The 21,935-nt window shown below is 45.9% G+C and carries 29 protein-coding genes; 25 read left to right on the top strand and 4 right to left on the bottom strand.

Translation table 11 applies throughout. The features are described from left to right. Positions 1-142: 142 nt before the first annotated feature. Positions 143-355 carry a KTSC domain-containing protein gene (locus AACX68_RS14930; RefSeq protein ID WP_339389355.1) on the bottom strand — a complete coding sequence of 71 codons (213 nt, stop codon included), beginning with the start codon at positions 353-355 and terminating at the stop codon, positions 143-145. A gap of 374 nt (positions 356-729) precedes the next feature. Between AACX68_RS14930 and AACX68_RS14935 the strand changes: the two genes are divergently transcribed. From AACX68_RS14935 to AACX68_RS15035, 21 genes are all read left to right on the top strand, one after another. Beyond that, a complete protein-coding gene (locus AACX68_RS14935; protein WP_228859655.1) occupies positions 730-1,353 on the top strand; it encodes an HNH endonuclease in 624 nt (207 codons plus the stop codon). 133 nt (positions 1,354-1,486) lie between these two features. After that, entirely contained in the window at positions 1,487-1,681 is a 195-nt protein-coding gene (locus AACX68_RS14940) for a hypothetical protein (protein WP_047680905.1), read from the top strand. A 90-nt stretch (positions 1,682-1,771) separates the two neighbouring features. After that, positions 1,772-2,002, top strand: coding sequence for a hypothetical protein (locus AACX68_RS14945; RefSeq protein WP_228859656.1), 231 nt, complete (start codon positions 1,772-1,774; stop codon positions 2,000-2,002). Positions 2,003-2,011: 9 nt separating this feature from the next. Further along, the gene (locus AACX68_RS14950; protein WP_228859657.1) at positions 2,012-2,470 is read left to right on the top strand and encodes a terminase small subunit-like protein; all 459 of its coding nucleotides are present in this window, start codon (positions 2,012-2,014) and stop codon (positions 2,468-2,470) included. 198 nt (positions 2,471-2,668) lie between these two features. Beyond that, the gene (gene terL, locus AACX68_RS14955; RefSeq protein WP_228859658.1) at positions 2,669-4,111 is read left to right on the top strand and encodes a phage terminase large subunit; all 1,443 of its coding nucleotides are present in this window, start codon (positions 2,669-2,671) and stop codon (positions 4,109-4,111) included. Positions 4,112-4,119: 8 nt separating this feature from the next. After that, positions 4,120-5,682 carry a DUF1073 domain-containing protein gene (locus AACX68_RS14960; protein ID WP_228859659.1) on the top strand — a complete coding sequence of 521 codons (1,563 nt, stop codon included), beginning with the start codon at positions 4,120-4,122 and terminating at the stop codon, positions 5,680-5,682. Continuing rightward, entirely contained in the window at positions 5,645-6,370 is a 726-nt protein-coding gene (locus AACX68_RS14965; RefSeq protein WP_339389356.1) for a phage head morphogenesis protein, read from the top strand. Before AACX68_RS14960 ends, AACX68_RS14965 begins: the two co-directional genes overlap by 38 nt. Positions 6,371-6,373: 3 nt before the next feature. Beyond that, positions 6,374-7,636: a DUF2213 domain-containing protein gene (locus tag AACX68_RS14970; RefSeq protein ID WP_228859661.1), complete on the top strand. Its 1,263-nt coding sequence runs from the start codon at positions 6,374-6,376 to the stop codon at positions 7,634-7,636. Positions 7,637-7,645: 9 nt separating this feature from the next. Continuing rightward, positions 7,646-8,134 carry a structural cement protein Gp24 gene (locus tag AACX68_RS14975; protein ID WP_228859662.1) on the top strand — a complete coding sequence of 163 codons (489 nt, stop codon included), beginning with the start codon at positions 7,646-7,648 and terminating at the stop codon, positions 8,132-8,134. A 78-nt stretch (positions 8,135-8,212) separates the two neighbouring features. After that, the gene (locus AACX68_RS14980) at positions 8,213-9,226 is read left to right on the top strand and encodes a major capsid family protein (RefSeq protein ID WP_228859663.1); all 1,014 of its coding nucleotides are present in this window, start codon (positions 8,213-8,215) and stop codon (positions 9,224-9,226) included. 50 nt (positions 9,227-9,276) lie between these two features. Further along, positions 9,277-9,648, top strand: a complete 372-nt coding sequence (locus AACX68_RS14985) for a hypothetical protein (RefSeq protein WP_228859664.1) — start codon at positions 9,277-9,279, stop codon at positions 9,646-9,648. After that, entirely contained in the window at positions 9,648-10,061 is a 414-nt protein-coding gene (locus AACX68_RS14990; RefSeq protein ID WP_228859665.1) for a DUF4054 domain-containing protein, read from the top strand. Before AACX68_RS14985 ends, AACX68_RS14990 begins: the two co-directional genes overlap by 1 nt. Positions 10,062-10,064: 3 nt before the next feature. Next, the gene (locus tag AACX68_RS14995) at positions 10,065-10,535 is read left to right on the top strand and encodes a hypothetical protein (protein WP_228859666.1); all 471 of its coding nucleotides are present in this window, start codon (positions 10,065-10,067) and stop codon (positions 10,533-10,535) included. 190 nt (positions 10,536-10,725) lie between these two features. Continuing rightward, entirely contained in the window at positions 10,726-11,484 is a 759-nt protein-coding gene (locus AACX68_RS15000) for a KilA-N domain-containing protein (protein ID WP_228859667.1), read from the top strand. 40 nt (positions 11,485-11,524) lie between these two features. Continuing rightward, positions 11,525-11,905, top strand: a complete 381-nt coding sequence (locus AACX68_RS15005) for a hypothetical protein (protein ID WP_228859668.1) — start codon at positions 11,525-11,527, stop codon at positions 11,903-11,905. Next, complete coding sequence (locus tag AACX68_RS15010) at positions 11,893-12,378, top strand: phage neck terminator protein (protein ID WP_228859669.1); 486 nt, start codon at positions 11,893-11,895, stop codon at positions 12,376-12,378. Before AACX68_RS15005 ends, AACX68_RS15010 begins: the two co-directional genes overlap by 13 nt. Before the next feature lie 9 nt (positions 12,379-12,387). Then, positions 12,388-13,845: a DUF3383 domain-containing protein gene (locus AACX68_RS15015; protein WP_228859670.1), complete on the top strand. Its 1,458-nt coding sequence runs from the start codon at positions 12,388-12,390 to the stop codon at positions 13,843-13,845. Between the two features lie 13 nt (positions 13,846-13,858). Further along, on the top strand, positions 13,859-14,308 hold the full coding sequence (locus tag AACX68_RS15020; RefSeq protein WP_228859671.1) for a phage tail fiber protein: 450 nt from the start codon (positions 13,859-13,861) through the stop codon (positions 14,306-14,308). Beyond that, entirely contained in the window at positions 14,308-14,721 is a 414-nt protein-coding gene (locus AACX68_RS15025) for a hypothetical protein (protein ID WP_228859672.1), read from the top strand. Before AACX68_RS15020 ends, AACX68_RS15025 begins: the two co-directional genes overlap by 1 nt. A 47-nt stretch (positions 14,722-14,768) precedes the next feature. Further along, positions 14,769-14,930, top strand: a complete 162-nt coding sequence (locus AACX68_RS15030) for a hypothetical protein (protein WP_228859673.1) — start codon at positions 14,769-14,771, stop codon at positions 14,928-14,930. A 53-nt stretch (positions 14,931-14,983) separates the two neighbouring features. Then, positions 14,984-15,463 (top strand): hypothetical protein, encoded by a 480-nt coding sequence (locus AACX68_RS15035; RefSeq protein WP_228859674.1) that lies wholly within the window; start codon positions 14,984-14,986, stop codon positions 15,461-15,463. Positions 15,464-15,478: 15 nt separating this feature from the next. Here AACX68_RS15035 and AACX68_RS15040 read toward each other — a convergent pair whose 3' ends face one another. Continuing rightward, the gene (locus tag AACX68_RS15040) at positions 15,479-15,949 is read right to left on the bottom strand and encodes a hypothetical protein (RefSeq protein ID WP_228859675.1); all 471 of its coding nucleotides are present in this window, start codon (positions 15,947-15,949) and stop codon (positions 15,479-15,481) included. A gap of 156 nt (positions 15,950-16,105) precedes the next feature. Here AACX68_RS15040 and AACX68_RS15045 point away from each other — a divergent pair, with 156 nt between their 5' ends. After that, the gene (locus tag AACX68_RS15045; RefSeq protein WP_228859676.1) at positions 16,106-16,477 is read left to right on the top strand and encodes a hypothetical protein; all 372 of its coding nucleotides are present in this window, start codon (positions 16,106-16,108) and stop codon (positions 16,475-16,477) included. Between the two features lie 413 nt (positions 16,478-16,890). After that, positions 16,891-19,383, top strand: coding sequence for a transglycosylase SLT domain-containing protein (locus tag AACX68_RS15050; RefSeq protein WP_228859677.1), 2,493 nt, complete (start codon positions 16,891-16,893; stop codon positions 19,381-19,383). A 19-nt stretch (positions 19,384-19,402) separates the two neighbouring features. Here the strand turns inward: AACX68_RS15050 and AACX68_RS15055 are convergent, their stop codons facing one another. Then, entirely contained in the window at positions 19,403-19,864 is a 462-nt protein-coding gene (locus tag AACX68_RS15055) for a hypothetical protein (RefSeq protein WP_228859678.1), read from the bottom strand. Between the two features lie 121 nt (positions 19,865-19,985). Here AACX68_RS15055 and AACX68_RS15060 point away from each other — a divergent pair, with 121 nt between their 5' ends. Continuing rightward, entirely contained in the window at positions 19,986-20,993 is a 1,008-nt protein-coding gene (locus tag AACX68_RS15060; protein WP_228859679.1) for a lysozyme inhibitor LprI family protein, read from the top strand. Positions 20,994-21,195: 202 nt separating this feature from the next. On the opposite strand, the gene AACX68_RS15065 is transcribed toward AACX68_RS15060, so the two are convergent. Beyond that, complete coding sequence (locus tag AACX68_RS15065) at positions 21,196-21,636, bottom strand: Arc family DNA-binding protein (RefSeq protein WP_228859680.1); 441 nt, start codon at positions 21,634-21,636, stop codon at positions 21,196-21,198. A 125-nt stretch (positions 21,637-21,761) separates the two neighbouring features. On the opposite strand from AACX68_RS15065, the gene AACX68_RS15070 reads away from it, so the two are divergent. Then, on the top strand, positions 21,762-21,932 hold the full coding sequence (locus AACX68_RS15070; RefSeq protein WP_339389357.1) for an Arc family DNA-binding protein: 171 nt from the start codon (positions 21,762-21,764) through the stop codon (positions 21,930-21,932). The last annotated feature ends 3 nt before the right edge of the window (positions 21,933-21,935 follow it).

The raw sequence follows: 21,935 nt of genomic DNA on the forward strand, positions 1-21,935 counted from the left end.
GGGATTATGTGCTGGGTTCGTGCCGTGGCTCAACCAACTACATTCTGAATAGCTGCCTGAGAACAGATGATTCTGGGATTGCAAGAGTATGTTAGGACGCAGTGTGGGTGAAACAGCGAGGCAATTAACCCCGCTGAATTATTTATATTATCTTTTTATATTGATAGCTGTTCCTAATGTACTGATGAAAGTACTTTCCTTTGGATGATGCATTCATCAATCCTTGGTACACACGAGAAGGAACAGCATAGTATTGATACACTCCACCGTCATGGAAGCCAATTTCCAATGTCAGTGTAGTTGGTTCATAACCTACAGAAAGAAGGTTTGAAGATGAAACAGGAACTCGATTCAATTTCTCAATCTCCTATATACGGGAAAAGTCCCGAGGAGATACTGGAGTACTTTAAGAAGTATAACTTTGTGGATGATCACGGGCACAAGCTTGAAATGTGTCAAGATTTCATTGATTTGATCAGTATCACAGCAAATAAAGAATAATTATTCATCAAATTTAAGTATCTCTAATATCCCTGAGTAATAGTTACCAAGCCATCACATCCCGTGGTGGCTTTTTTGTATCTGAATTTCACCGCTTCTCGCTCGAAGCAAAAATACCAAAGAACCTTTCAGGATAAGCCTTGAGGAATACCAGTAGTGGTCTGGTTAACCCTCTTTGGGCTGGTGATTCCTGAGCGCAAGGTTTATCACTAAAAGGAACTAAACCCTATGAACTCAATTTCACATAGTGAATTGCTGTCAAGGTATTTTTATGACCCGCAAATAGGCATCTTCTACAAACGAAGAGGTAATGGTTCTATTGGTAAGTCCGTTGGATATTATGGAAAGAAATATGCAACCTTGAATGTTTCAGGTAAATCATATCTTGTTCATCGTTTGGCGTGGTTGTATGTGCATGGAACAATGCCTAAGCATGATATCGATCATATCAACGGAGACACCAAAGATAACCGAATAGAAAATTTACGGGAAGCGACTAGGCAACAGAACTCATGGAATCGTTCAATTGCCACAAATAATACGAGTGGCTATAAGGGAGTAAGTCAATGTCGGCAAACTCAAAAATGGAAAGCTCAAATTAAACATAACAATAAGATAATTGTTATCGGTGTATATGACTCACCAGAAAAGGCTTCTAGAGATTACGAAAGTAACGCTATTCGATTTCGTAAGGAATTTCATAAAGATACTACCACTCCAAAATTTCTCATTCCAAAACCAGATCCTTGGTATCAAGTAGAACCAAAAAGACTAGTAGAAAAGACAAAAAGAAGAATGAGAAGAAGTCAAAAATCAATCGAATGTACCGCGATATTCATTTTATCCATCTGATTCCACAAAGCATCCTAAAACGGGTGCTTGATAGAGTTTTGTGTAAGTTTTGGGCGGGTGGGGTTAATTAAATCACCGGCGTTTAACCATAAATTCAATTCACGTCTAGTCGTTTGTTCTGAATGAGGTAAATATGAAAAAAGTCCTTATCGAAACTCAAAAGGCAGGTGACTACTCAGTAATCACAATGGCTATTGGAAGCGTAGTTGCCATTTATAAGCGCGCAGGCAATACATCATGTTTGAAAGTAAGTGGTCGCGGTAATGTCCGGCAGGTTAAGGCATTGCTTCGTGAATTTGTGCGCAGTGCCGATCCTGCGCTGATTTAATCGAGACACGGCAGACTATCAGCGGAAGTGTTTATCAAGATACAAACCGAGCCAGTTGTTTGTTCTGAATTCAATCAAAGAGAGGTAAATATGTCTGAGCATAAACAGCCTAATTCAATTAGGCCAAGATTCATCAAGTGGTGGAAAATTGAAATATTCACAGAAAGTGAAACTATCACTGGTTATAGCCAATACGAAGTACCATTCAATCCACGCAATAATGGCTATTTAACCGTATCCCAGAACATCAACGGGGTTGACTCTATCACCATTCCTCTCAATCGAGTGAACGGTATCAAGTCTTACGCAGTGACTGAATAAGGAAAGAAAATGGCGGCTAAAAACAAAGTTGGTCGCCCCTCTGATTATCTACCGGAGGTGGCGGATGATATATGCGCATTGCTTGCCGACGGTGAAAGTTTAAGAAGCATCTGTAAACGTCCGGGCATGCCAAATAAATCAACAATCTTTCGCTGGCTGCGTGAACATCAAGCTTTTTGCGACCAATACGCGCACGCACGCGAGGTTCAGGCGGAAACTTTAATTGAAGAAACGTTGGAGATTGCTGACGATTGTATCGCTGACCCGGCGGAAGTGGCGAAAGCAAAATTACGGGTTGATACGCGCAAGTGGTTCATTACAAAAGTTGCCCCCAAGAAGTATGGCGAACTGGTGAAGCAGGAAATTGATCACAAGTCGAGTGATGGCTCGATGACCCCGAATAATATTGACCTCAGTCACCTGACTTTTGAGCAATTGCAGGCATTGAGAAAAAATCGTGAAAAATAGCTCTATTTAACATAATGGACATTTCAGGAATCGCCACTTTCCAACTCAATCAAAATGTCACCTTAAACGGGTAAAAGTTTCACTCTTCTGCCTGATTTTTGGGCTTTTATTTGTTACTGATTTGTTATCAAAAACGTGAAAATCATTTCACCGTGATTTTGGCGCGAACCGCGTATTTTTCTCACTTTGGGCACTGACATGGATATCGATAATGCAATGCTGGATGAGGCTATCGAAAGAGAGATTGCCCGGCGTAGTCTGCATGAGTTCATCCAGTACATAAATCCTGAATATATTACCAGTAATTTTTCACGTCAGGTTTGTGAAGCCTTAGATGAATTCCTGCTGGATATGATGAACGGACAACGCCCGATATTGATACTGGGTGCGCCGCCACAGCATGGTAAATCAGAAATTGTTTCACGTTACCTGCCAGCTTACTTTTTTGGTAAATACCCAGATTTACGGGTTGCCGGGCTGTCCTACGGTAAAGACTTGGCCTCTGATATGAACCGTGACGTACAAAGCATTATGATGAGTGAAGAGTACATTCGTTTATTTCCAGCATCAGCACTGAATGTGCGCCGCGTCGTAACGATTGAAAGAGAGGCTAAACGCAATTCAGAAACATTCGAAATTGTCGGTAGAAAAGGGGTTTATATCAGTCAAGGGGTTGGCGGGCCATTAACGGGAAAGCGCGTTGATTTAGGTATTATTGACGATCCGATTAAAAACGCCAAAGAAGCCTTAAGCCCAACAACGAAAAATGCCATTTGGAACTGGTACGTCTCCACTTTCAAAACCCGTCTGTCAAAAAACAGCGGGGAGATCATTATGGCGACTCGTTGGGCGACAGATGACTTATCCGGCAAGGTCATTGAATCCAGTTCAAAAGCAAGGGTGCTGGCGTTCCCTGCCATTAATGATCACGGTGAGGCATTGGTGCCTGAACTTCACCCGATTGATTCTTTATTGGAAAAGAAGGCGTTGTTTGGTGATTACTTCTGGTCAGCTATGTATCAACAATCACCGAAGCCATCGGGTGGTACGATTTTCAAAGAAGACTGGGTGAACTACTATCTACCGAAAGATCTCCCGGAGAAGTTCGATAAAGTTATTCATAGCTGGGATATGACCTTTAAAGACAGTGAAGGCACAGACTATGTTGTTGGTCAGGTTTGGGGCAAGAAAGGCGCTAATGCCTATTTGCTACATCAGGTGCGTGAACGCATGAGTTTTACTGCCACCCTTAAGGCAGTAAAAAAGCTGGCGGATAAATTTCCCGAAGGTCGTCGTAAGCTGGTGGAAGATAAAGCCAATGGCCCTGCGGTCATTGATTCGCTCAAAAGCACCGTCTCAGGATTGATACCGGTTGAGCCGGACGGCAGCAAAGTCGCTCGCGCTCATGCCGTTACTGCTGAGTGGGAAGCCGGGAACATCTTTTTACCTCATAAAGACATCGCACCGTGGATCACTGAAACGGTGGATGAAATTACGACCTTCCCCGTGGGGGCGCATGATGATGTCGTGGATGCCATGACTCAGGCCCTGCGCGATTTGTATCAGAAAAAACGGGGTTTCAGTATGAACCCGGACATCGTTAATCAGGCTCTGCGCCATTCACGCACTATGCGTCGGTAAATATTATTATGGCAAGAAAACAAAAACGTCAGGCGATAAAGCCTCGGCGGAGATTGGCATTGTCTCAAACCCTGGCAGAAAAGCTGGAGTCAGGGCAGTACATCCTCACTTATGAAGAAGTTAAAGACATTTATGGTCCGGCAAAAACATTAGGCGCACCCAAAGCAGCGGCGCTGGCAATGGATAGCGCTCTCAGTGCATCAGGCGCATACACACTTATTCAGCATGCATGGGAACATGGTCAAGGTTATGCGATGGGCCCGTCCTTTATGGGCTATGCCGCACTGTCATCATTAACCCAGAATGGGCTAATTCGGGCGTGCATTGAAACCGTCGTTGATGATATGACGCGGGAATGGATAGAGATCAAAGCCGTGGAGATTGACGGTCAGGTTGACAGCAGTGAAGACAAGAAGGCCATTGAAGATGCCTTGATTGATTTCAAGGTCAAAGACGTCTTTCACAAGGCCGCAGAGTTTAACGGTTACTTTGGTGGTTGCCTGATATTCATTGATACCGGTGCATCTGACACCCAATTGTTGGTGCCGCTGGATATCTCAGAAAAATCAGCAGAGCTGAAAAACTTTAAACGCTTTGTGCTGGTGGAGCCGATTAATATTTTTCCCGGCAGATATGAGAGCACCGATCCGCTCAGTCCTCGCTATTTCAGCCCGGATACATGGTGGGTATTAGGGAAAGAGGTTCATGCCTCACGACTCATCCGCATCTGTGGTAATGAAGTACCGATATTGCTCAAGCCCAGTTATAACTTTATGGGCATGCCACAGGCGCAGTTGCTGTATGACTATGTGATCCACTTTCAGGACAGCCGAACCTCCGCCGCGCGGTTACTGGAGAAATTCTCGCTCACGGCGCTAAAAACCAATATGGAAGACATTCTGACTAACCCTAATGCCACTAAAGGATTGGATGCTCGATTGGCGTATCTGGCCCAGCATCGTTCCAATGATGGTATTTTGGCGATTGATAAGGAAATGGAAGACATTGTGAAGCTGGAAACGCCGCTGTCGGGTGTGACTGATATTGTTCGCCAGATGTTGGAATTGATTGTCGTAATAAACCGGACTCCGGCGGTGAAATCATTAGGTATCTCACCCAGTGGTTTTAATGCCACCGGGGACAGTGATATCCGTAATTACAATGATCATGTGAAAAGCCAGCAAGAGAAAATCTTCCGTACCGGGCTGCAAAAGGCACTGAATATCCTCCAAATCGTCACATTAGGTCGATTGGCACAGTCCGTCACTTTCGATTTTGTCGATTTGAATAAGGATGACGCCAAAGCCGCGGCGGAAACTCAGAAAATGAAGACCGACCGCGATGTTTCGCTGATTGATACCGGGGTGATTTCGGAAAAAGAAGCCAGACAGCGGTTATCTGCCGATCCGGACAGCGACTATTTCGGTATAGATGCGGATGAAATCCCGGAGGGTCATTATGGGGAAGAAGAAAACCAAAACGGGACGCTCTACGCGCCCCAACGCGGGACTGGAACAGGAATATTACCGCCGGATGCAGGCCTTAATTCAGGAAATGGCGAACTCGGTTGATTATTGGCTATCTGCTGAATACAAACGCCAGCAACCGGAGATTGTCGGTGATGCCTCACCTGCCAAAGCGTTAACAGAAAAACTCTTTGCTATCAAAGGGCGATGGAATACGAAGTTTGGGCAGATGGCGAAGTCAATCGCGGTCTGGTTTGTCAACCGAGCCAATACCTATGCGTCAAATTCAGTCAAAAACAAACTGAAAGCCGACAGTATCACCGTCAATATGCGCGTCACACCCGCAGTACAGAATGTGTTAGACAGCCTGTATGAACAGCAGGTCAGTCTGATTACCTCCATTCCTGAGCAGTATCTGACACTGGTACAAACGTTGGTGCAGCAAAGTGTGGTTAACGGTCGGGATATTGGCTTTCTGAAAGCCGAGCTGAAACAGCGCTATCGCCTGACAGAAAATAGAGCTAAAACCATTGCCCGTGATCAGAACGCCAAAGCCACCAATGCCATTGCCCGGGAGCGTTGTAAATCAACGGGGATCACCGAGGGGATTTGGATACACCGTGCAGGTGGTAGCAAATCGTATCGTGAATCACATATCGGCATGAACGGGCAGCGCTTTACGTTGAGCGAGGGATGTTACGACCCGCACGTGCAGCGTCATATCCAACCCGGTGAGTTGATTAACTGTAAATGTGATTTCCGGCCTGTTATTCCTCAATTTGGAAATACTTAATCTATGCCTACATCGAAAGAAAATAACTCGGTTGTCTTTGACGAGGGGAGCCGACGACGTATTGATGCCAACGGTTATCTCCACGTTTCACAGACGCATCTGACCAAAGAACAGGTCGTACCTTATGTTGGGCGGGAAATTCCCGGCTGGGAGACGCTGGAATTAGACCCAGACAGGCTTTATTTCGGTTACCGTCCTGCCGATGAGCTGGAAAAGGCTAAGGCCACGTTTAACGGTATCCCGCTACTTTATCGTCATGAGCAGGACAGTGCTGAACAGCCGTTAAAGGAGTTGCGGGTGGGTTCAATTGGCACAACGCCGATATGGGAGCCGCCTTATCTGGATAATGCCTTAACCGTAACCGACCGGAGGGCAATTGATGCCATTCAGGATGGCTCGTTAAAGGAACTCAGTTGCGGCTATTTTTTTGAGCCTGACTTTACATCAGGTGAGTTTAACGGTGTTGCCTATGACTTCGTGATGCGTCATCTTCGCGGAAATCATGTGGCACTGGTTAAAGAAGGTCGGGCTGGCCCCGATGTCTTTGTACATGACGGCAAGCCGTCTCAATTACAGGAACATGCAATGTCACAGGAAAATACCGCACCGAACAGTGCAGAAAATAAGGGTCCTATCACTCAGGATAACCCGAATGAGGCTCAGTCTACGGAGAATCAGAAAACGACAGAGTTTGCGATAGACAACGATGCCGTCAAAGAAAAGATGACGGAACTGGGGTTGGCAACGGATGATGAAGCCGCTGTGCAGACCTTTATCAGTGGGATGCAGTTTGCGCATGAACTGGCAGAAGGTGAACCAGTCACCGCGCCGGTTGGTGATAATGGTCAGGAAAAACCCCATCCAGTGAATGATAATCCCACCGGAGAAAATACCGGCGAGAGCAAGAAGGAGCCACCGGCAATGGACCGCAAACCCAAAACCACGATGGATGCCAACACCATTCGTCATCAGGCGGTTGAGCAGGCGAAAGCCCATTTCCGGGCACTTAATGAAGCCGGGCAGAAAGTCCGCTCGTTGGTGGGGGAAGTGGATGTCATGGCGTTTGACAGTGCCGAAGCGATTTATGCCCATGCATTGAAAAACAAAGGCTATGATCCCAAAAAATACGACAAGAGCGCGTATAAGGGCATGGTCGATGTGCTGGCAGCGCAAAAGCCATCGCCATTTACTCAAAATCCGGTGATGGATGCCGCTCCAAGTAGTCTGGAAGGGCCCTTCGCAGGCTTGAAAAACATCAAAATTTAAGAGGCTATTATGGCATTACAAAAACAGGTCGGCCTGTACTATGCTCCGGCGGTGCCCGGTGACAGGGCCACGCAAAATCCGGTGATTTATACGCAGGGTAACCCAAGGGCAGAAGGGGATATCACCATCGGGCATTTCGTCTTTGCGGGTACAGATCCGTTCAGGCAGGTAAAAACCTCCACAGCAGGCAAAGATGCCCCGGTGGGCTTTGTGGAGCGCATACTGGCGTACTACAACTATAATCTGATATCGCCGGGCACGATGGAGATTCCTGATCAAACGGATGTAACTGTTGCGGTACGGGGTGACTTTTGGTGCGCACCCAGCAATCAGAACGCGACTATTGATCAGGCTGTCTTTGCATCCACCACTGACGGCAGCATTCAAACCGCCGATGCGAAAACGACCCTTGACGGGTATGTTAAAACGGGCTGGATAGTCAAATACTACGACGCCGACAGCAACCTCGCCATCATCTCGAACTGGCAGACCGCCTGATTCCTGACTGACATTATTCACGCATGACGCGACACTCTGAAATATCGGGTGGGATTTGTCATGCGTGTGGAGAACCCAATGAGTAATATTTCTTTTGAACAAGCCAAGCAATACGGCTTTATTTTTAACGGTGCCCGTCAGTGGATCACTCCCGGCAGCATATCGCGACTGGCTCAGGATGCGGCACTCATTACCTCGCCAAACTCCACTGTTCCCGCTGAATTACTGGCCTATGTTGACCCGACGATTATCGAGATCCTGACTGCGATACGTAACGCCCGTGAGGTGTTCAGTGAAGAGAAGCGCGGCGACTGGACAACGCCGTATATGAAGTGGCGCGCGAATGAAGTCACGGGTAACACGGCGGCTTACTCGGACTTCGGGCATTCCGGGACATCCGGCACGAACTACGAATGGCATACCCGTGAACAGTACCGTTTTCAGACAGTGACCCAATACGGTGATCTGGAAGCGGACATGGCTTCTGAGGCGAAAATCAATCTGGCTGCCGATAAGCAACGCGCCGCCGCGACGATTATTGATATTGATAGCAATAAGTTTTATCTGCTGGGCGTCAAAGACCGCGAGATTTACGGCGTACTGAATGACCCGAATTTAAATCCGGCTATTGCCGCAGCCCCGGTGGGTGACAAAAGCTCTACCAAGTGGGCAGATAAAACCACGCAACAGCGTTACCGGGATATCCTGAACCTGTTTGCTCGGCTGGTTAGCCAAACAGGCGGTCTGGTGTCAGAGCGTGATGAGCTGATCCTAACTATTTCACCCTCCGCCCGCGTGTTGCTGGGGGATGCGACAGACTTTAACGTTTCTGTGATGAAGATGCTGGAAACCTACTTCAGTAATCTCAAATTGGTGAGTCTGCCGCAACTGGGCGGACCAAGTGGTGAGACTATCCAGCTCATCGCCCCGAAAGTCGCGGGCATGGAGACAGGCTTATTGGGCTTCGGGGAAAAAATGCGAGCAGGTCGTATTGTGCCTGATTTGTCTTCTTTCTCGCAGAAATTCACGGCAACCACTTATGGTGCAGTGATCCGAATCCCTGCGGCGATTGCGCAAATGACAGGCATTTAAGCCTGACATCATAAATCAACACTTGATGGTCTCTCAGGAGGCCATTTTTTATGTCGGAGAAAAGCAGTATGTCAAAAGGAAAAACCGTGAGTGTCCGCCTGAATCACCCGCATGGTATCGAATTTCCCATGCCGGACGGTTCCAGTGTGGTTTTGAAAGGGAACGCCTTTTATCTCTTTGGGCAGGAAAAAGGAAAGCTCCCCGTAGGTCTATTCGGTGAAACGCGTGTAGACGCTGATAAGTGGGATTACATCCTGACGCATTATGGTGAGATGGAAATCTTCAAAAACCAATTGTGTGTCTGGGATGAAAAAGCCGCCAGTGCCAACGACAAAGCCAGCGAGAAAAAAGAACTGCGCCACGGGCGTGAGCCTGTAGATACTAGCAAAACAGCCACGGAGCCGGTGAAGGAGAACGCCTAATGGCTATTGTCACCTTTAACAGTGACGCCTTTCTTGAGTTGTATCCCCGCTTTGCCGGTGTCCTGACGAAAGGGCAGCTACAGCAGGCGTTTGATGTGGCCTGCTTACTGCTCGATAACTCGGATAATTCGGCTATTCCCTATGAGCCTGACGGCAAACAGGAACGCAAGACCTTACTGTATCTGCTGACCTGTCATATTGCCACAGTGACGCTCTGGGGGAATAACGGTCAGGCAGGCCCAGCCGCCAGTGCGACAGAAGGCTCGGTCAGTGTTTCGTTTGCCGTGCCGGATGCCGCCAATGCATCGTGGTTTAAGCTTACGCCGTGCGGACAAATGTACTGGCAGGCGACCCGTAAGTATGTGGTTGGCGGGCGATACTCAGCCGTAAAACATTATCATCCTTGGGGGTGAATCATGGTGATGAAAGGTGGGGATAAAATCAGGGCTGCATTAGCACTCCTTGCGGGTACGCAATCCATTGAGGTTCGTGCGGGTGTGCTGGCAGGCGCCACTAACGAAAAGACCGGTGAACCTATCGCCCCTTATGCGGCGGCTAACGAATACGGCACCCGCAATATTCCACCGCGTCCTTTTATGCGCAGTACCATTGCCAATCAGTCTGATGAATGGGGTCGGGTGCTTGGTGCTCAACTCCGAGGACGCTTACAGGAATCGGGCGGGATTGAAGCCGCATTTGAAACGGTAGGTAAGATAATGGCCGACGATATTAAAGACAGTATCGAGCAGTCATTACCGCCTCCGAATACCCCGGCAACGGTCGCCAGAAAAGCGAAAAAAGGGATCGCCTCGCCCGATAAGACGCTAGTGGATACTGGCAGTATGCAACGGGCGATTGATTATGAAGTCATTAAAGGCGGGGAATGATAATCCTCTGATATTAAATTCAAACTAATGACCTCCTTTGTGGAGGTTTTTTCATTTCTAGCGCTATCACGGGCGCAAATACCAAGAGTCTTGAGGGATAGAGTCTGAGGTTGGGCGATGGTTGTCATCGTACCGTCTTGGGTCGCTCATTCCTGCGTGAACAGACTCTATCACCTAAAGGTATCCTACGATGATAAAAATAATTCCAATGGAATATGACAAACAATTGTTTCCGTTTAACAATGATTGCTGGGTGAACGCCACTTTTGCTGCTCAACACTTTGGCAAGAGAACACTTGATTGGTTGAGGTTGGATTCAACAAAAGAGTATGCCAAAGAAATTGGTGAAGAGATTGATATTGAAGCAATAAATTCTAAAGGTGAGATTTCTCACCTTTTAGTTGAGGTAAGAAAAGGACGCCACGGCGGTACTTGGATCCACCCTGAATTAGTTATCGAATTTGCCCGCTGGTTGTCACCCAAGTTCGCCAGAGCGTGTGATCGTCATATCAAAAATATGCTGATGGCTCAGAACCTGACTTTAACAGAAGAACAGGTAATCGGTCTGTTAACCTATCAGGAGGCTACGACGTGGGAAAAACGCTTCCAAGAGCCATATTATCAGGCGTTATCCAAGATGACCGGTCTGCCTTATTTTGGGCATGTTGGCGGGAGTCCAGCATTGTTTGGACAAATTACCGCCAAATGGGTTTATGGTATTGCTTTGCCTGATTATGTCTATGAGGCAGCCAAAGAATCAGCTAGAGATAGCAAAGATAAGATTCATCAATATCTGAAAGATGACGCTTTAGATGCTGTTGCGGCACAAATGACGGCAATCACTCACATTGCAAAAAGCTGTGTCGATTACAAAGATTTTGAAGCCCGATGCACAGCGGCATTTAATGTGAAAGGTCAAATGAAGTTAATTTACTCAAGTGTAGCGTAACCTCCTTCGGGAGGTTTTTTTATACCCGAAAAGGTGAGAAATGATTAATGTCAGAACTATCGCCAACAACCTTATTACTACCGTTAACCCGAATATCCGTGCGGTTCTGCTGGAGAATAAAGGGTATAAAACATCCGACTCCGGTAAGCAAACCCCCGAATACATTGAGCATGAAGTCACTATCCAGCTCCAAAGTCTCAGTACGCAGGATTTGGAGCATTTAGGGGTGATTAACCAGCAAGGTCAGTACATCTACGCTTATGCCCGGGGGCAAATCTCCGCCATACGACGCACCAAACAGAAAGGGTCTGACCGGATGAAATTCGCCGCTTACGGGGAAGAGGAAGTCTCTGAGTGGAATGTCACCAAGGTGATTGAATCTTACTCGACATGGGTCAAGGTGCTGCTATGGCGACAATAACAGTCACGCATGACGATATCTTTACGGAGATTCGAAAGTACCTTATTGCCCTGTTTTCGTGTGAGGTGATGCAGGGGTATCAGAATGACGCGCCAGTGCCTGAAAGCGGTATTGTGATGCACGTTCTGTTTGAGCGCGATATTGACTATACCGCTAATTACTACCATCACGAAGTTTCAACCATCACGGCGCAACGCTCTGTTGAACTGTCCATGCAGTTAGATTTTTACGGCGAGGAGGCGGATTCTCGGGCAAGGGTAGTCGCGAACCTCTGGCAGTCTAGTTACACCACCGCCCGGCTGAAGAAATGTCAGCCTCTCTACTGTGAGGCACCGCGAAAAATGGTGCTGGTCAACGAGGCGAACCAGTACGAAAACCGCGTCATGCTTGAAGTGAAATTGCAATACAACCCTGAAATCACCTATTCAGTGGATAACACTGATTCATTCTCTCTCGATCTCAACTCTATTTAAGGAATATCTATGAACACTATTCCGGCAAGTGACATTGTCAGTGTCCTGCCCGGTGTCGTTGGCACGGGCGGCAATCCTCTGGCACTGAACGCGCTGTTTATTACCAAGCAAACACCTAACGCGATGTTGGGCGTGAAAGCCTTTGGCGATGCAGAACAGGTCGCTGATATCTTTGGTATTAAGTCCAAAGAGTACGAAGCGGCGCAGGTGTATTTTGCGGGCTTTGTCGGCTCTACTGCCCGGCCTGAAACCCTGTATATCGCTTCCATGATGACCAGCGATCAACCCGCTAAGCTGGTGGGCAGCAAAATGCCCGTCCGTGATTTTAACCACGTTCCGCAAGGGTTGGCACTGGAGATTGACGGGAAACGTCAGGTAGTCACTATCACGCCTGACAATATCAAGTCTTATTCCGCATTGGCAGAAGCGGTCTCAGCCTCACTCGCGAAAGCGGGAGTCTGTAAGTATGACTCTGGCAGTCGTACCTTCTCCATTGAGGGCGCAAAGAAAGGCAGCGACGGTACGATTGGATTCGGCACCGGGGATTTAGCCGATTATATGGGACTGAGCGAAGACACAGGCGCACAGAAAAACGACGGTATTAATGCCGATACCATTGAAGAACTGCTGCCCCGGATTACCAAAGAAACCAGTAACTTTGTCTCTGTGATGGCACTTGGTAATTTCAGTACGGACGAGAAGATAGCGATTGGTAAATGGGTGACATTACAAGGTGATCGTTATCTCCATGTGTTGTACTCCGACAGCAGCGAGAAAGTCGTGCTGGAAGTTATCTCTAATACCATTATCGAGTCGGATATTGGCGGCACGCACCTGATGTTTGGTGATCACACGCACGGCGCTTTTGTTTGTGGTTATCCGGCCTGCCTGAGCTTTGATGAGCTGAACGGACGGACTAACTTTGCTTTCCGCCGTCAGGAAGGGTTGAAACCCTCTGTCAACGATAAGGCACTGGCAGATGAGCTATTACGTCTGAAATTCAATTTCTACGGAGCTTACGGTACGGCGAATGACCGCTTTATCTTTGCCTATCCGGGGTCAATATCCGGTAAGTTCAAGTGGCTGGACAGTTACGTCAATCAGATCTACCTGAATAGCCAGTTACAGCTTGCGCTCATGACCATGCTGGCGAACTTCAAAAGCATTCCCTACAACGATAACGGCGCAGCTATTCACCGTGCCGCCATCAAAGACCCGATTGACCAGATGCTGAACTTTGGTGCTATCCAACGCGGGATTGCATTGTCAGAGCAGCAGAAGAAACAGATTAACAATGAGGCGGGATTTGATGCCGCGACCCAAATCAAAACCGAAGGCTGGTGCTTGCGCATTGGTGAAGCGACTGCACAGACACGCGGACTTCGCCGCTCTTTGCCGTTGAAGCTCTGGTATGCCGACGGTGGCAGTGTCCAGCAGGTCACGCTTCCCTCTATTAATGTTCAGTAAGGAGTAAACCATCATGCCAATGGGACATAATCCCCTCACGATCACCTCCGCCAATGCGGTGTTGATGTTGCGGTGTCAGGGCATTTATGACGATTACGTCACGATTCAGGGCTTTCAGGCGGATAACGCATGGGAATTCGGTGAAGTGACTATCGGGGAAACCCGGTTAGGGGTCGATGGTAAACAGTCTATCGGCTACATCCCTCACGAAACGCCGTGGACACTGTATCTGGAGGCAAACAGCCCCTCGACACAGGTACTGGAAAATATCCGCAAGGACTTTAACGCCAATATGGAGTCACGCTATATCGATATCATCATCGAGATGCCCTCCATCAAAAAACGCTACACGGGAACGGGGGGCTTAATCAGCCTGACCGGGGGTGCCAGTGGTAAAAAATTGCTGGACGGCACCAGCTACAAATTCAACATGATCACCAACGGCGCTGAGGAAATCGCATAATGTCACTGTTAAACTCCAAGACCATTACTATTGAATCAGGCCGTGATGCGGGTAAGACCTTTGTGATTACGGAAATGCCAATAGTGAAAGCCGATGACTGGGCGATGCGCGCCCTGTTTACCATTGCTAATGGCGGGGTGGATATTGGTGATATCCGGCCTGAAATGGGCATGATGGCGATGGCGCATGTGGCGATCAAGGCACTGGCGAACATTCGGGCAGAAGACGGTATTCCGCTGCTGAATGAACTGTTGGACTGTGTGCAAATCGTCCCGTCTGGCGGCAATGCCCGTGCCATTGAATTTAATGCCGATATTCGGGATGTGAAAACCCTGTTCTTGTTGCGTAAGGAAGCGCTGGCAATTCATATCGATTTTTTCACACAAGGCGGTGGCTCAGACTTGAACAGCTAAAGGCCGGGCTGCCGCTGAAAGCCGGGGTACTGGCTGAGACCGTGAATGTGTCCAGTGTAGTCTTTCAGGTGGTGACCGCGGGTTATGCCAATTATCACGAGCTTGCCACGGTCTACGGCCTTGAGGCTGCCATGAATCTGATAGAAATCGGTCAGGCCAGTGAGTATAACAAACGTCTCAAGGAAGAGATGGAAGGCAAACACCCTTAAATTCAGGCAAAAACGCTATACTTAACACAGGTTATCTTGTTGTGAGGTGTCCGATGTTCAAGAAAATCGCTGCGGCTTTACTGTTGTTTCCGTGTACGTTATTGGCAGACAGTGGTGTGTATACGGGGGAGGACGGTAAGTTAGCTATCCGGGATGGTAACTATTTCTGTGATATGTACCCGGCCTATATCTTCAAGGATACGCAAAACCTCAATGGCTTTCCGTCCGGTTACTTTCCGAAAGCCATGATGAATGTCAGCACGGATGAGGACGGGAAATACATTGGTGTTGACCTGCACCCGGGTATGGCTTTTGATGCAAGGCCGTCCGGCTCATGGGGTTATGTGAGTGCCAGTTTAGGAACCGGCTCACGAAGTCCGTCAGAGGTGACCTATCATGTCGCCAGAGATGACAACAATTTTGCGTATGTGATTGGCACAGAAAAAGCGGGTGTGATAGCGGCTTTGAGTAGTAGTGATGCCTTTAGCCCAGTGAATGCGGTACTGGGTAGGTGTAACCGGATGGGGGAATAAAAGCCCGTTATGGGCTTAAAGTACACTTTTTGCCAGCTCAGAGAGCACGTGTGACACCGTGCCTGCGTTAGCGAATAAGGTATCAACACATTTACCCACAACGGACTCAGCGCCTTTTTCTTTCACTAATTGCAAAAGGGTTTTCTTTTCTGACTCAGGCAAATTGGCAGACGTAATAATAGTTTCAATCTGCTCAAGGGTATTTTTGTGGATTTTGATGGTAACGGCATTTAATTCACTACCGATAGTATCCACATTGGCATAATCGAACCCCTTTGCGGTCAATGCCATAAAATCCGTGCGAAAGGTGTAGCGACCGTCAAAGCTAAAACCCACGGCATCAGGGTTAACTAACCCTATATTCATCAAATAGCGAGTGTCGTCAGCCATTTGATCCCAGCCCAACATGTCACCCAAAAGATTCAGTTTCTCATCACTGATAGGTTGTAACGGCCTGTCAGGGTTATTTAGTGCGCGAATAATCATAAGATGTCTCTCTTTCAGCGTTGCCATTTATTTTCTCTTTTTGTTCGCTGGGGTGATTAAATCATAATCGATTTTGTTGCTGGGGAGTAGCAAAACCACTGCCGTCTGAGGTGGTTAAATATGCAGACACATTAAACCAATAACGGGAGAAGAATAATGAAATTTGAAAAATTACCAGATGATGTGAGAGCCGCAGCAGTTGAAGCATATAAAGCAATCGCTATTCGTGAAGCATATTTAATTGATAATGAGCATAAGGAATTACAAACAGCCAGGCTGGAAAATCTGGCTGAAAGTATAGTGAGGGGGTTTTCAAAACTTTGTGATTCGGACAGTGAATATGGCAGAGTTGGGTCAAGTCAACGCGAACGCTTAAAAGTGCGCGGGATTGAAATAGTAATATCGGAGTTAGCAAAAGAAGAAGGGATTACCTTTGATCAAGCTATAAAGTTGGTCGCCGATATGATTGATATCAGGCGAGCCAACTTACCTAAAGACGGTCAAATCCCCGTAGTTTGTAATGGTTAATTAGATTAATAAAGTGAAGCTGTCCAGTTAGTCAATATACTAATAAATATTACCCTAATTAAGGTGATAGTGAGCGGATGGAATTACTGATATATTTCGGGGAATGACAATGGACGCATGAGAGAATACGCACGGAGGAAATGATGCAAACAATAGCTTCACTTTTTGATGCTTATATTGTCCTATTTAGTTTATTTTGGTGCGCTACTATTCCTATAGGGCTAGGTCTTATAGTTCCGGCATGTATATTTAAAACAAAATTTAGCAGAGTATTCTTTTCAATATTGGCTATCTTCTTTTTATTTCCATCAATGTTTGTGCTTTTATCGATAGTGCTATCTAAATAATTTATTGCATTACCAAAAACCAGCCTCGCTCACCGCGGGGTTTTTTTACGCCCAAAGGAGAGCTAAATGGCTACCCTCGTCGATACATTGCTTGTTTCACTCAAACTGGATATGAACAGCTTTGCCAGTGATGCTAACAAAGCAACCAGAGCGCTTGATGATCTGGATAAAAAGGCTGGTGGTGCGTCCACTGCGGTAGTGAAACTCTCTGACGGGGTGAACGAAGCCGCAGGCAGTACCACAGACTTTGAACAGTCTAACCAAAAACTAGCTAAATCCACCGATAACGTGGGGAAGTCAGCTAAAAACACATCCAATGTTGTCTTGAATTTTTCCGATAATATCAAAGGGACGACAGAGAAAACGCAGGACTGGGACAAGGCGATAAATGGTGCAGTCAAAGCCTTAGCCGGGCTGTTTACCACTATCTTTGTTTCGACAGGCCTCACTAAACTCATCGGTGAAATATCAAGTGCCAATGACAAGATTTACTTCTTGAGTAAGAATCTCGGCATGAGTGCGGAAACCATTAAGAAATGGCAGAACGTCGCTGAAATGTCAGGAGGTAGCGCGGACGGCATGACGGCTACTATGTCCAACCTCAATAAGTCACTGTGGGATTTAGTGACTGTTGGTGATGCGTCTATCCTGCCTTTCTTTAATGCCCTGGGTGTCGGGGTGGTGGACTCGCAAGGGAAGCTCAGAAGTCTGGATGATATCCTGTTAGATATGGCTGACAGTATGTCCCAAATGGAGCGCCCACAGGCCTATAACATCGCTAAAAACATGGGCATGGATGACGGCACGATTAACACCCTGTTAGAAGGCCGTGAAGCCATTCAGAAAAAGCTGGATGCACAGAAGGATCTGGTTATCTCCACGAAGGAAGAACTGGAGCTTAACCGCAAACTCAGGGAACAAAACGCCGTCCTCAGCCAGCAATGGGAAGGACTGAAAACGCTGGTGGCGAATTATCTGATACCGCGCTTACTGAAATTATCTCAGATGGTGACGGGATTTCTTGATTACCTGAATAAGAATCGGGAGACAGTCATAACCCTATTTCAGGGAATGGCTGCGGTTATCGGTATCATTTTAATTCCTGTCGTTGCACGAGCTGCCTTAGCGGTATTAGCTCTGTTTGCTCCGTTAATCACTGGTACTGGCTTAATTTTTGCCTTTATTGCTGCGTTATGGCTTCTCTATGACGACTACAAAGGGTGGAAGGAAGGTAAGGATTCGTTCTTTGACTGGGGCGCAATGCACAAGTCATTTGTCTGGATCATGGAACAGTTAGAGAAGCTGGAAAAATGGTTCAAAGGGACAACGATTGGTAAGTGGTTCACTGATACTAATGGTGAGCTTAATCTTCTTAAAACAGCCTTTGCGGGCTTTGCCACCTACATTGCTGTGAGCTGGGTAGGTAAGATTTTAAAAGCATTCGCTAAAGTGGGTAGAGGCATTAAAGGGATAGGCAAACAAGCCGCTAAGGTTGGTAATAAGGCCGGAAAATTAGGCGCAGTAGGGAGAGTCGGAGCGGTTGGTTTAGCTGCTGGCGCGGCATATGCGAGTGTTGATTATGTCGATGCTGTGCTTAATTCAGTGTTTGGTGAGTATGACTGGTTCCAGCGATTCAGAACTGCTCCAAACTGGAAATATGCGGGAATGGCTGCGATAGGACAAGGTGATGCCAGATGGGTTAATGGTGAGTGGGTAGATAATCGTGGCAAGGGAACAGGCCACCACATCACCCCAACCACCCTCGATATTCCAACCGGCGATCCTGATCTCGACAGGCGCAAACGCAAAGTTCAGCGCGGTGAAATGACTCTCGATGAGCTTAACGGTGTCGCCCCGAATGCCAATAAGCTAAAAGGTCAGGCTGCTCTCAATGCCATGAGAGGGTATTTTATGGAGCTTGAGAAGAAGGAGGGGCTGCCAGCCGGTTGGTTATACGGGGTTGCTATGGCTGAATCATCAGGGAATCGATTTGAGGTTTCTAAGAAAGGTGCTAAAGGCCCATTTCAATTCATGCCACCAACAGCCAAAGCATATGGGCTAAAAGGCAATGATGTTTTCGATTGGTATAAATCATCGGACGCAGCAGCTAAAATGTACGGTGATTTATCCAGGCAATTTAAAGGCGATATAGATAAGATGTTGGCTGGATATAATTGGGGCACTGGTAATATGAGTAAGTTTGGTATGAAAAATATGCCAAAAGAAACTCGTGATTATATTCAAAGAGTTAAAAATTACAGGGAGAAAGAGCTACAGGATCGGAAGGCACAAGGTATTGCGCAGTCACTTTCTGACTTTCAAGCAAGAATGAATCAGCCGATTATCCCAAATGTAGACATGAACGCACCTCATGAATTTCTTGCCCAAACTGAAAGAATACGCAGTATGCCTATGGCTGGTGCAACTAATAATGTCAAAGTAGACCTTAACGGAGATATTAATGTAGTCACATCCGCAAATACGGTGACTGGAACCGTAACGGATGCAGGCGAGGCGGCAAGATTAAGCCTTTCTCAGATTATGACATCGATGGGCTAAGCGGGAATCTCCGCTTAGCTTAAGAGTGTTTAATGGGTTCGACGGATTCAAAGGTAGGGAAGCCGCCACTGCCACAGACGCGAGAAGTCAGTTTTATCTTGGTATCTTGCTTAATCAAGGAACTTATATAGCCCCGTGCAAAGTCTGGAATGTCTTTATAGATTGGTGAAATATCATAGGTTACATAATCACCCTTGCTATTTTTAACCTTGAATTTTTCAATCGTTCTTTCGTCTGGTGTAACAGAAACAACAGTGACACGTTCTGTAGCGGGGGCAGAGCAATTAAACCAATAGCCTGCAACATCACTTGAATTATTCTTAGGTACATCATAAATACCATATATTTTACCATCACGAATATCCATATAGTAATCATTACCTGCATAAGTCATAGACTCATATTTTTTATTCTCTGCTGCTAGAGAAGGTAATGCTATTACAGTGGCAATTATAAGGAGTGCGGCTTTTATTAATCTCATTACATTGCACCTCAAAGTAGTTGATCTATGTGGATAGCATAACACTAATTTGTTTAGCCTGTGTTTTATTTGAGCAAGATGGTTATACTTGGAGCAAATTAATTGTTGTATGGGGTGATGAATGCTAAGGAAATGTGCTGCTGCCTTATTTTTAATATCCGGTGTTACTAATGCTGCTAGTTTTGATTGCACTAAAGCAACAAGTAAAGCTGAAAAACTAATCTGCTCGACTCCTGTATTATCTCAGGCTGACGATGAGTTGTACATCGATTATCTTCAAACAAAGGTTATTACTGGCAATAGTGACGATTTTAAGGCGCTAGTAAAGCAGAACTGGAAATTGCGCGAGAAAAACTGTGATACGGAAGAGTGTTTGCTAAATTGGTATAAGAAAACCTCTAATCTATATAAACAGATAGCGGTGATAGGTAAAAAGGAGAATCAGACATCGGAGAATCCCAAAGTAGATGAATATGGTCTTCCTATTCCTAAGAATGAAGCAGCCTATAGTAACTATATAAAAATAATGAAAAGTGGAATAGCAGAGAAGAGCAACGTTTTAAAAAAATCCCAAGTTACAGGGACGTATACTGGAGCTGAAATATATTCTGATTACGAAAGCAATCTTCTGTCAGCAAGTAAACTATATACAGGCAAAAAAATAAGAATAACAGGATATATTAATAGCGTAGGCACTGATTACTCTAATAGATATGCGGTTGTGAATGTATCGGGCGATCCCGAAAACGTATGGGACCCACTTAGTGTCGTTTCATTGTATGCAGACAAGAATGATGATTATGTTCTTGCTTTAAGGAAAGGTGGTAATGCAGATATGGTGTGCATCGGTGCTGGCGCAGGAGATATGGATGAGCCATTATTTGCTGGCTGTATTTCCTACGATGAATTTACTAACAGAGAAACTCGTATTCAAAATGCAGGTATTTATTCTCTTTATATGTCCAATGAAAACATTATGACCAAATGGTGTGCGAAAGGTACTGGTGAATGTAGAGATAACTTTAGAAATGGAATCGGAAAAAATGATAGCAATATAAGCGAGAATTTTAAAGAGTTTGTTCTTAAATATAATAAACAGCTAACAGCTAAGTATGGGCGAGCGGGATAACTATAGGGGTGAAGTAGCCCCCTACGGGGCTTTTTTGTTGGTAACTACAAAAATTTTGTAGGTCGAAAGTGATTCTAACGATTCGTTATAATTGAGTAAAATCAATGTGTTATTAGATGGTCAAAATCTTGACCATCATATAAACTCAACTAACCCATTGATATTCTGAGAAACCTCCATTGGAGGAAGTTGAAGATAATACTTATGGGGCTTTTTTGTTGGGTAGAGTACCTCTAGCAAGAATGGGTTTCTTATCTAGTTCCTCATATCTTGGAGGGATGTTTTTTATTATCTTCTCTAATGCTTCTTGAGCAATCCTTGCTTGGGTATCAATATCTCTAAATTTGTCTGTATCTGAGTGTTTTGTTGATTCAGCCAACAGGCTGACTTGCATCTTTAACTCTTCAATTTTTTCGTCTTTCTTTTTGACTTCGTTTTCTAATCTTAACGCCTTAGCTATCCGTGTATATGTATCGTCAGATGACGGTGGAGCAGACGCAATAAGCTTCTCAATTTGCAATGACATATCGATGTGATAGATGACCTCTTGCTGGAGGCTTCGCATCGATTTTTCTGCTTTATCTTCTAACGCTTCCCTCAATTCAGGCGGCATTCGTAAAGGGTATGGCGCTATACGTGACATTACTTTGACTCCTTTAGACTCATTACCGGCAGTGTAGGTAGTAAATATATGTTTGACAAGGTGAGTCATTATGATCCATTATGTAGGTGAAGAAAGTTGATTTTAAGGATAAATAAGGAGTCATTGTGAGTCATAAGAAAAGAATACCCCCGTATCCCTTGAGGATGCCGGATGAGGTTAGGGAATGGTATGAGGAAGAATCCAACAATAATGGCCGCTCTCTAAATGCAGAGATCGTGAAGATATTAAAGGACAGGATGAATAGAGTTAGAGGACAGCGGAAGAATGCAGCGTAGAAA

This window comes from Xenorhabdus sp. PB61.4 (assembly GCF_963894935.1).
GTDB lineage: Bacteria > Pseudomonadota > Gammaproteobacteria > Enterobacterales > Enterobacteriaceae > Xenorhabdus > Xenorhabdus stockiae.

What these genes read in the sequence shown, in the direction of transcription:
- AACX68_RS14935 (WP_228859655.1), top strand. Translation starts at nt 730, where the DNA reads ATGAACTCAATTTCACATAGTGAATTGCTGTCAAGGTATTTTTATGAC.
- AACX68_RS14940 (WP_047680905.1), top strand. Translation starts at nt 1,487, where the DNA reads ATGAAAAAAGTCCTTATCGAAACTCAAAAGGCAGGTGACTACTCAGTA.
- AACX68_RS14945 (WP_228859656.1), top strand. Translation starts at nt 1,772, where the DNA reads ATGTCTGAGCATAAACAGCCTAATTCAATTAGGCCAAGATTCATCAAG.
- AACX68_RS14950 (WP_228859657.1), top strand. Translation starts at nt 2,012, where the DNA reads ATGGCGGCTAAAAACAAAGTTGGTCGCCCCTCTGATTATCTACCGGAG.
- terL (WP_228859658.1), top strand. Translation starts at nt 2,669, where the DNA reads ATGGATATCGATAATGCAATGCTGGATGAGGCTATCGAAAGAGAGATT.
- AACX68_RS14960 (WP_228859659.1), top strand. Translation starts at nt 4,120, where the DNA reads ATGGCAAGAAAACAAAAACGTCAGGCGATAAAGCCTCGGCGGAGATTG.
- AACX68_RS14965 (WP_339389356.1), top strand. Translation starts at nt 5,645, where the DNA reads ATGCAGGCCTTAATTCAGGAAATGGCGAACTCGGTTGATTATTGGCTA.
- AACX68_RS14970 (WP_228859661.1), top strand. Translation starts at nt 6,374, where the DNA reads ATGCCTACATCGAAAGAAAATAACTCGGTTGTCTTTGACGAGGGGAGC.
- AACX68_RS14975 (WP_228859662.1), top strand. Translation starts at nt 7,646, where the DNA reads ATGGCATTACAAAAACAGGTCGGCCTGTACTATGCTCCGGCGGTGCCC.
- AACX68_RS14980 (WP_228859663.1), top strand. Translation starts at nt 8,213, where the DNA reads ATGAGTAATATTTCTTTTGAACAAGCCAAGCAATACGGCTTTATTTTT.
- AACX68_RS14985 (WP_228859664.1), top strand. Translation starts at nt 9,277, where the DNA reads ATGTCGGAGAAAAGCAGTATGTCAAAAGGAAAAACCGTGAGTGTCCGC.
- AACX68_RS14990 (WP_228859665.1), top strand. Translation starts at nt 9,648, where the DNA reads ATGGCTATTGTCACCTTTAACAGTGACGCCTTTCTTGAGTTGTATCCC.
- AACX68_RS14995 (WP_228859666.1), top strand. Translation starts at nt 10,065, where the DNA reads ATGGTGATGAAAGGTGGGGATAAAATCAGGGCTGCATTAGCACTCCTT.
- AACX68_RS15000 (WP_228859667.1), top strand. Translation starts at nt 10,726, where the DNA reads ATGATAAAAATAATTCCAATGGAATATGACAAACAATTGTTTCCGTTT.
- AACX68_RS15005 (WP_228859668.1), top strand. Translation starts at nt 11,525, where the DNA reads ATGATTAATGTCAGAACTATCGCCAACAACCTTATTACTACCGTTAAC.
- AACX68_RS15010 (WP_228859669.1), top strand. Translation starts at nt 11,893, where the DNA reads ATGGCGACAATAACAGTCACGCATGACGATATCTTTACGGAGATTCGA.
- AACX68_RS15015 (WP_228859670.1), top strand. Translation starts at nt 12,388, where the DNA reads ATGAACACTATTCCGGCAAGTGACATTGTCAGTGTCCTGCCCGGTGTC.
- AACX68_RS15020 (WP_228859671.1), top strand. Translation starts at nt 13,859, where the DNA reads ATGCCAATGGGACATAATCCCCTCACGATCACCTCCGCCAATGCGGTG.
- AACX68_RS15025 (WP_228859672.1), top strand. Translation starts at nt 14,308, where the DNA reads ATGTCACTGTTAAACTCCAAGACCATTACTATTGAATCAGGCCGTGAT.
- AACX68_RS15035 (WP_228859674.1), top strand. Translation starts at nt 14,984, where the DNA reads ATGTTCAAGAAAATCGCTGCGGCTTTACTGTTGTTTCCGTGTACGTTA.
- AACX68_RS15040 (WP_228859675.1), bottom strand. Translation starts at nt 15,949, where the DNA reads ATGATTATTCGCGCACTAAATAACCCTGACAGGCCGTTACAACCTATC.
- AACX68_RS15045 (WP_228859676.1), top strand. Translation starts at nt 16,106, where the DNA reads ATGAAATTTGAAAAATTACCAGATGATGTGAGAGCCGCAGCAGTTGAA.
- AACX68_RS15050 (WP_228859677.1), top strand. Translation starts at nt 16,891, where the DNA reads ATGGCTACCCTCGTCGATACATTGCTTGTTTCACTCAAACTGGATATG.
- AACX68_RS15055 (WP_228859678.1), bottom strand. Translation starts at nt 19,864, where the DNA reads ATGAGATTAATAAAAGCCGCACTCCTTATAATTGCCACTGTAATAGCA.
- AACX68_RS15060 (WP_228859679.1), top strand. Translation starts at nt 19,986, where the DNA reads ATGCTAAGGAAATGTGCTGCTGCCTTATTTTTAATATCCGGTGTTACT.
- AACX68_RS15065 (WP_228859680.1), bottom strand. Translation starts at nt 21,636, where the DNA reads ATGTCACGTATAGCGCCATACCCTTTACGAATGCCGCCTGAATTGAGG.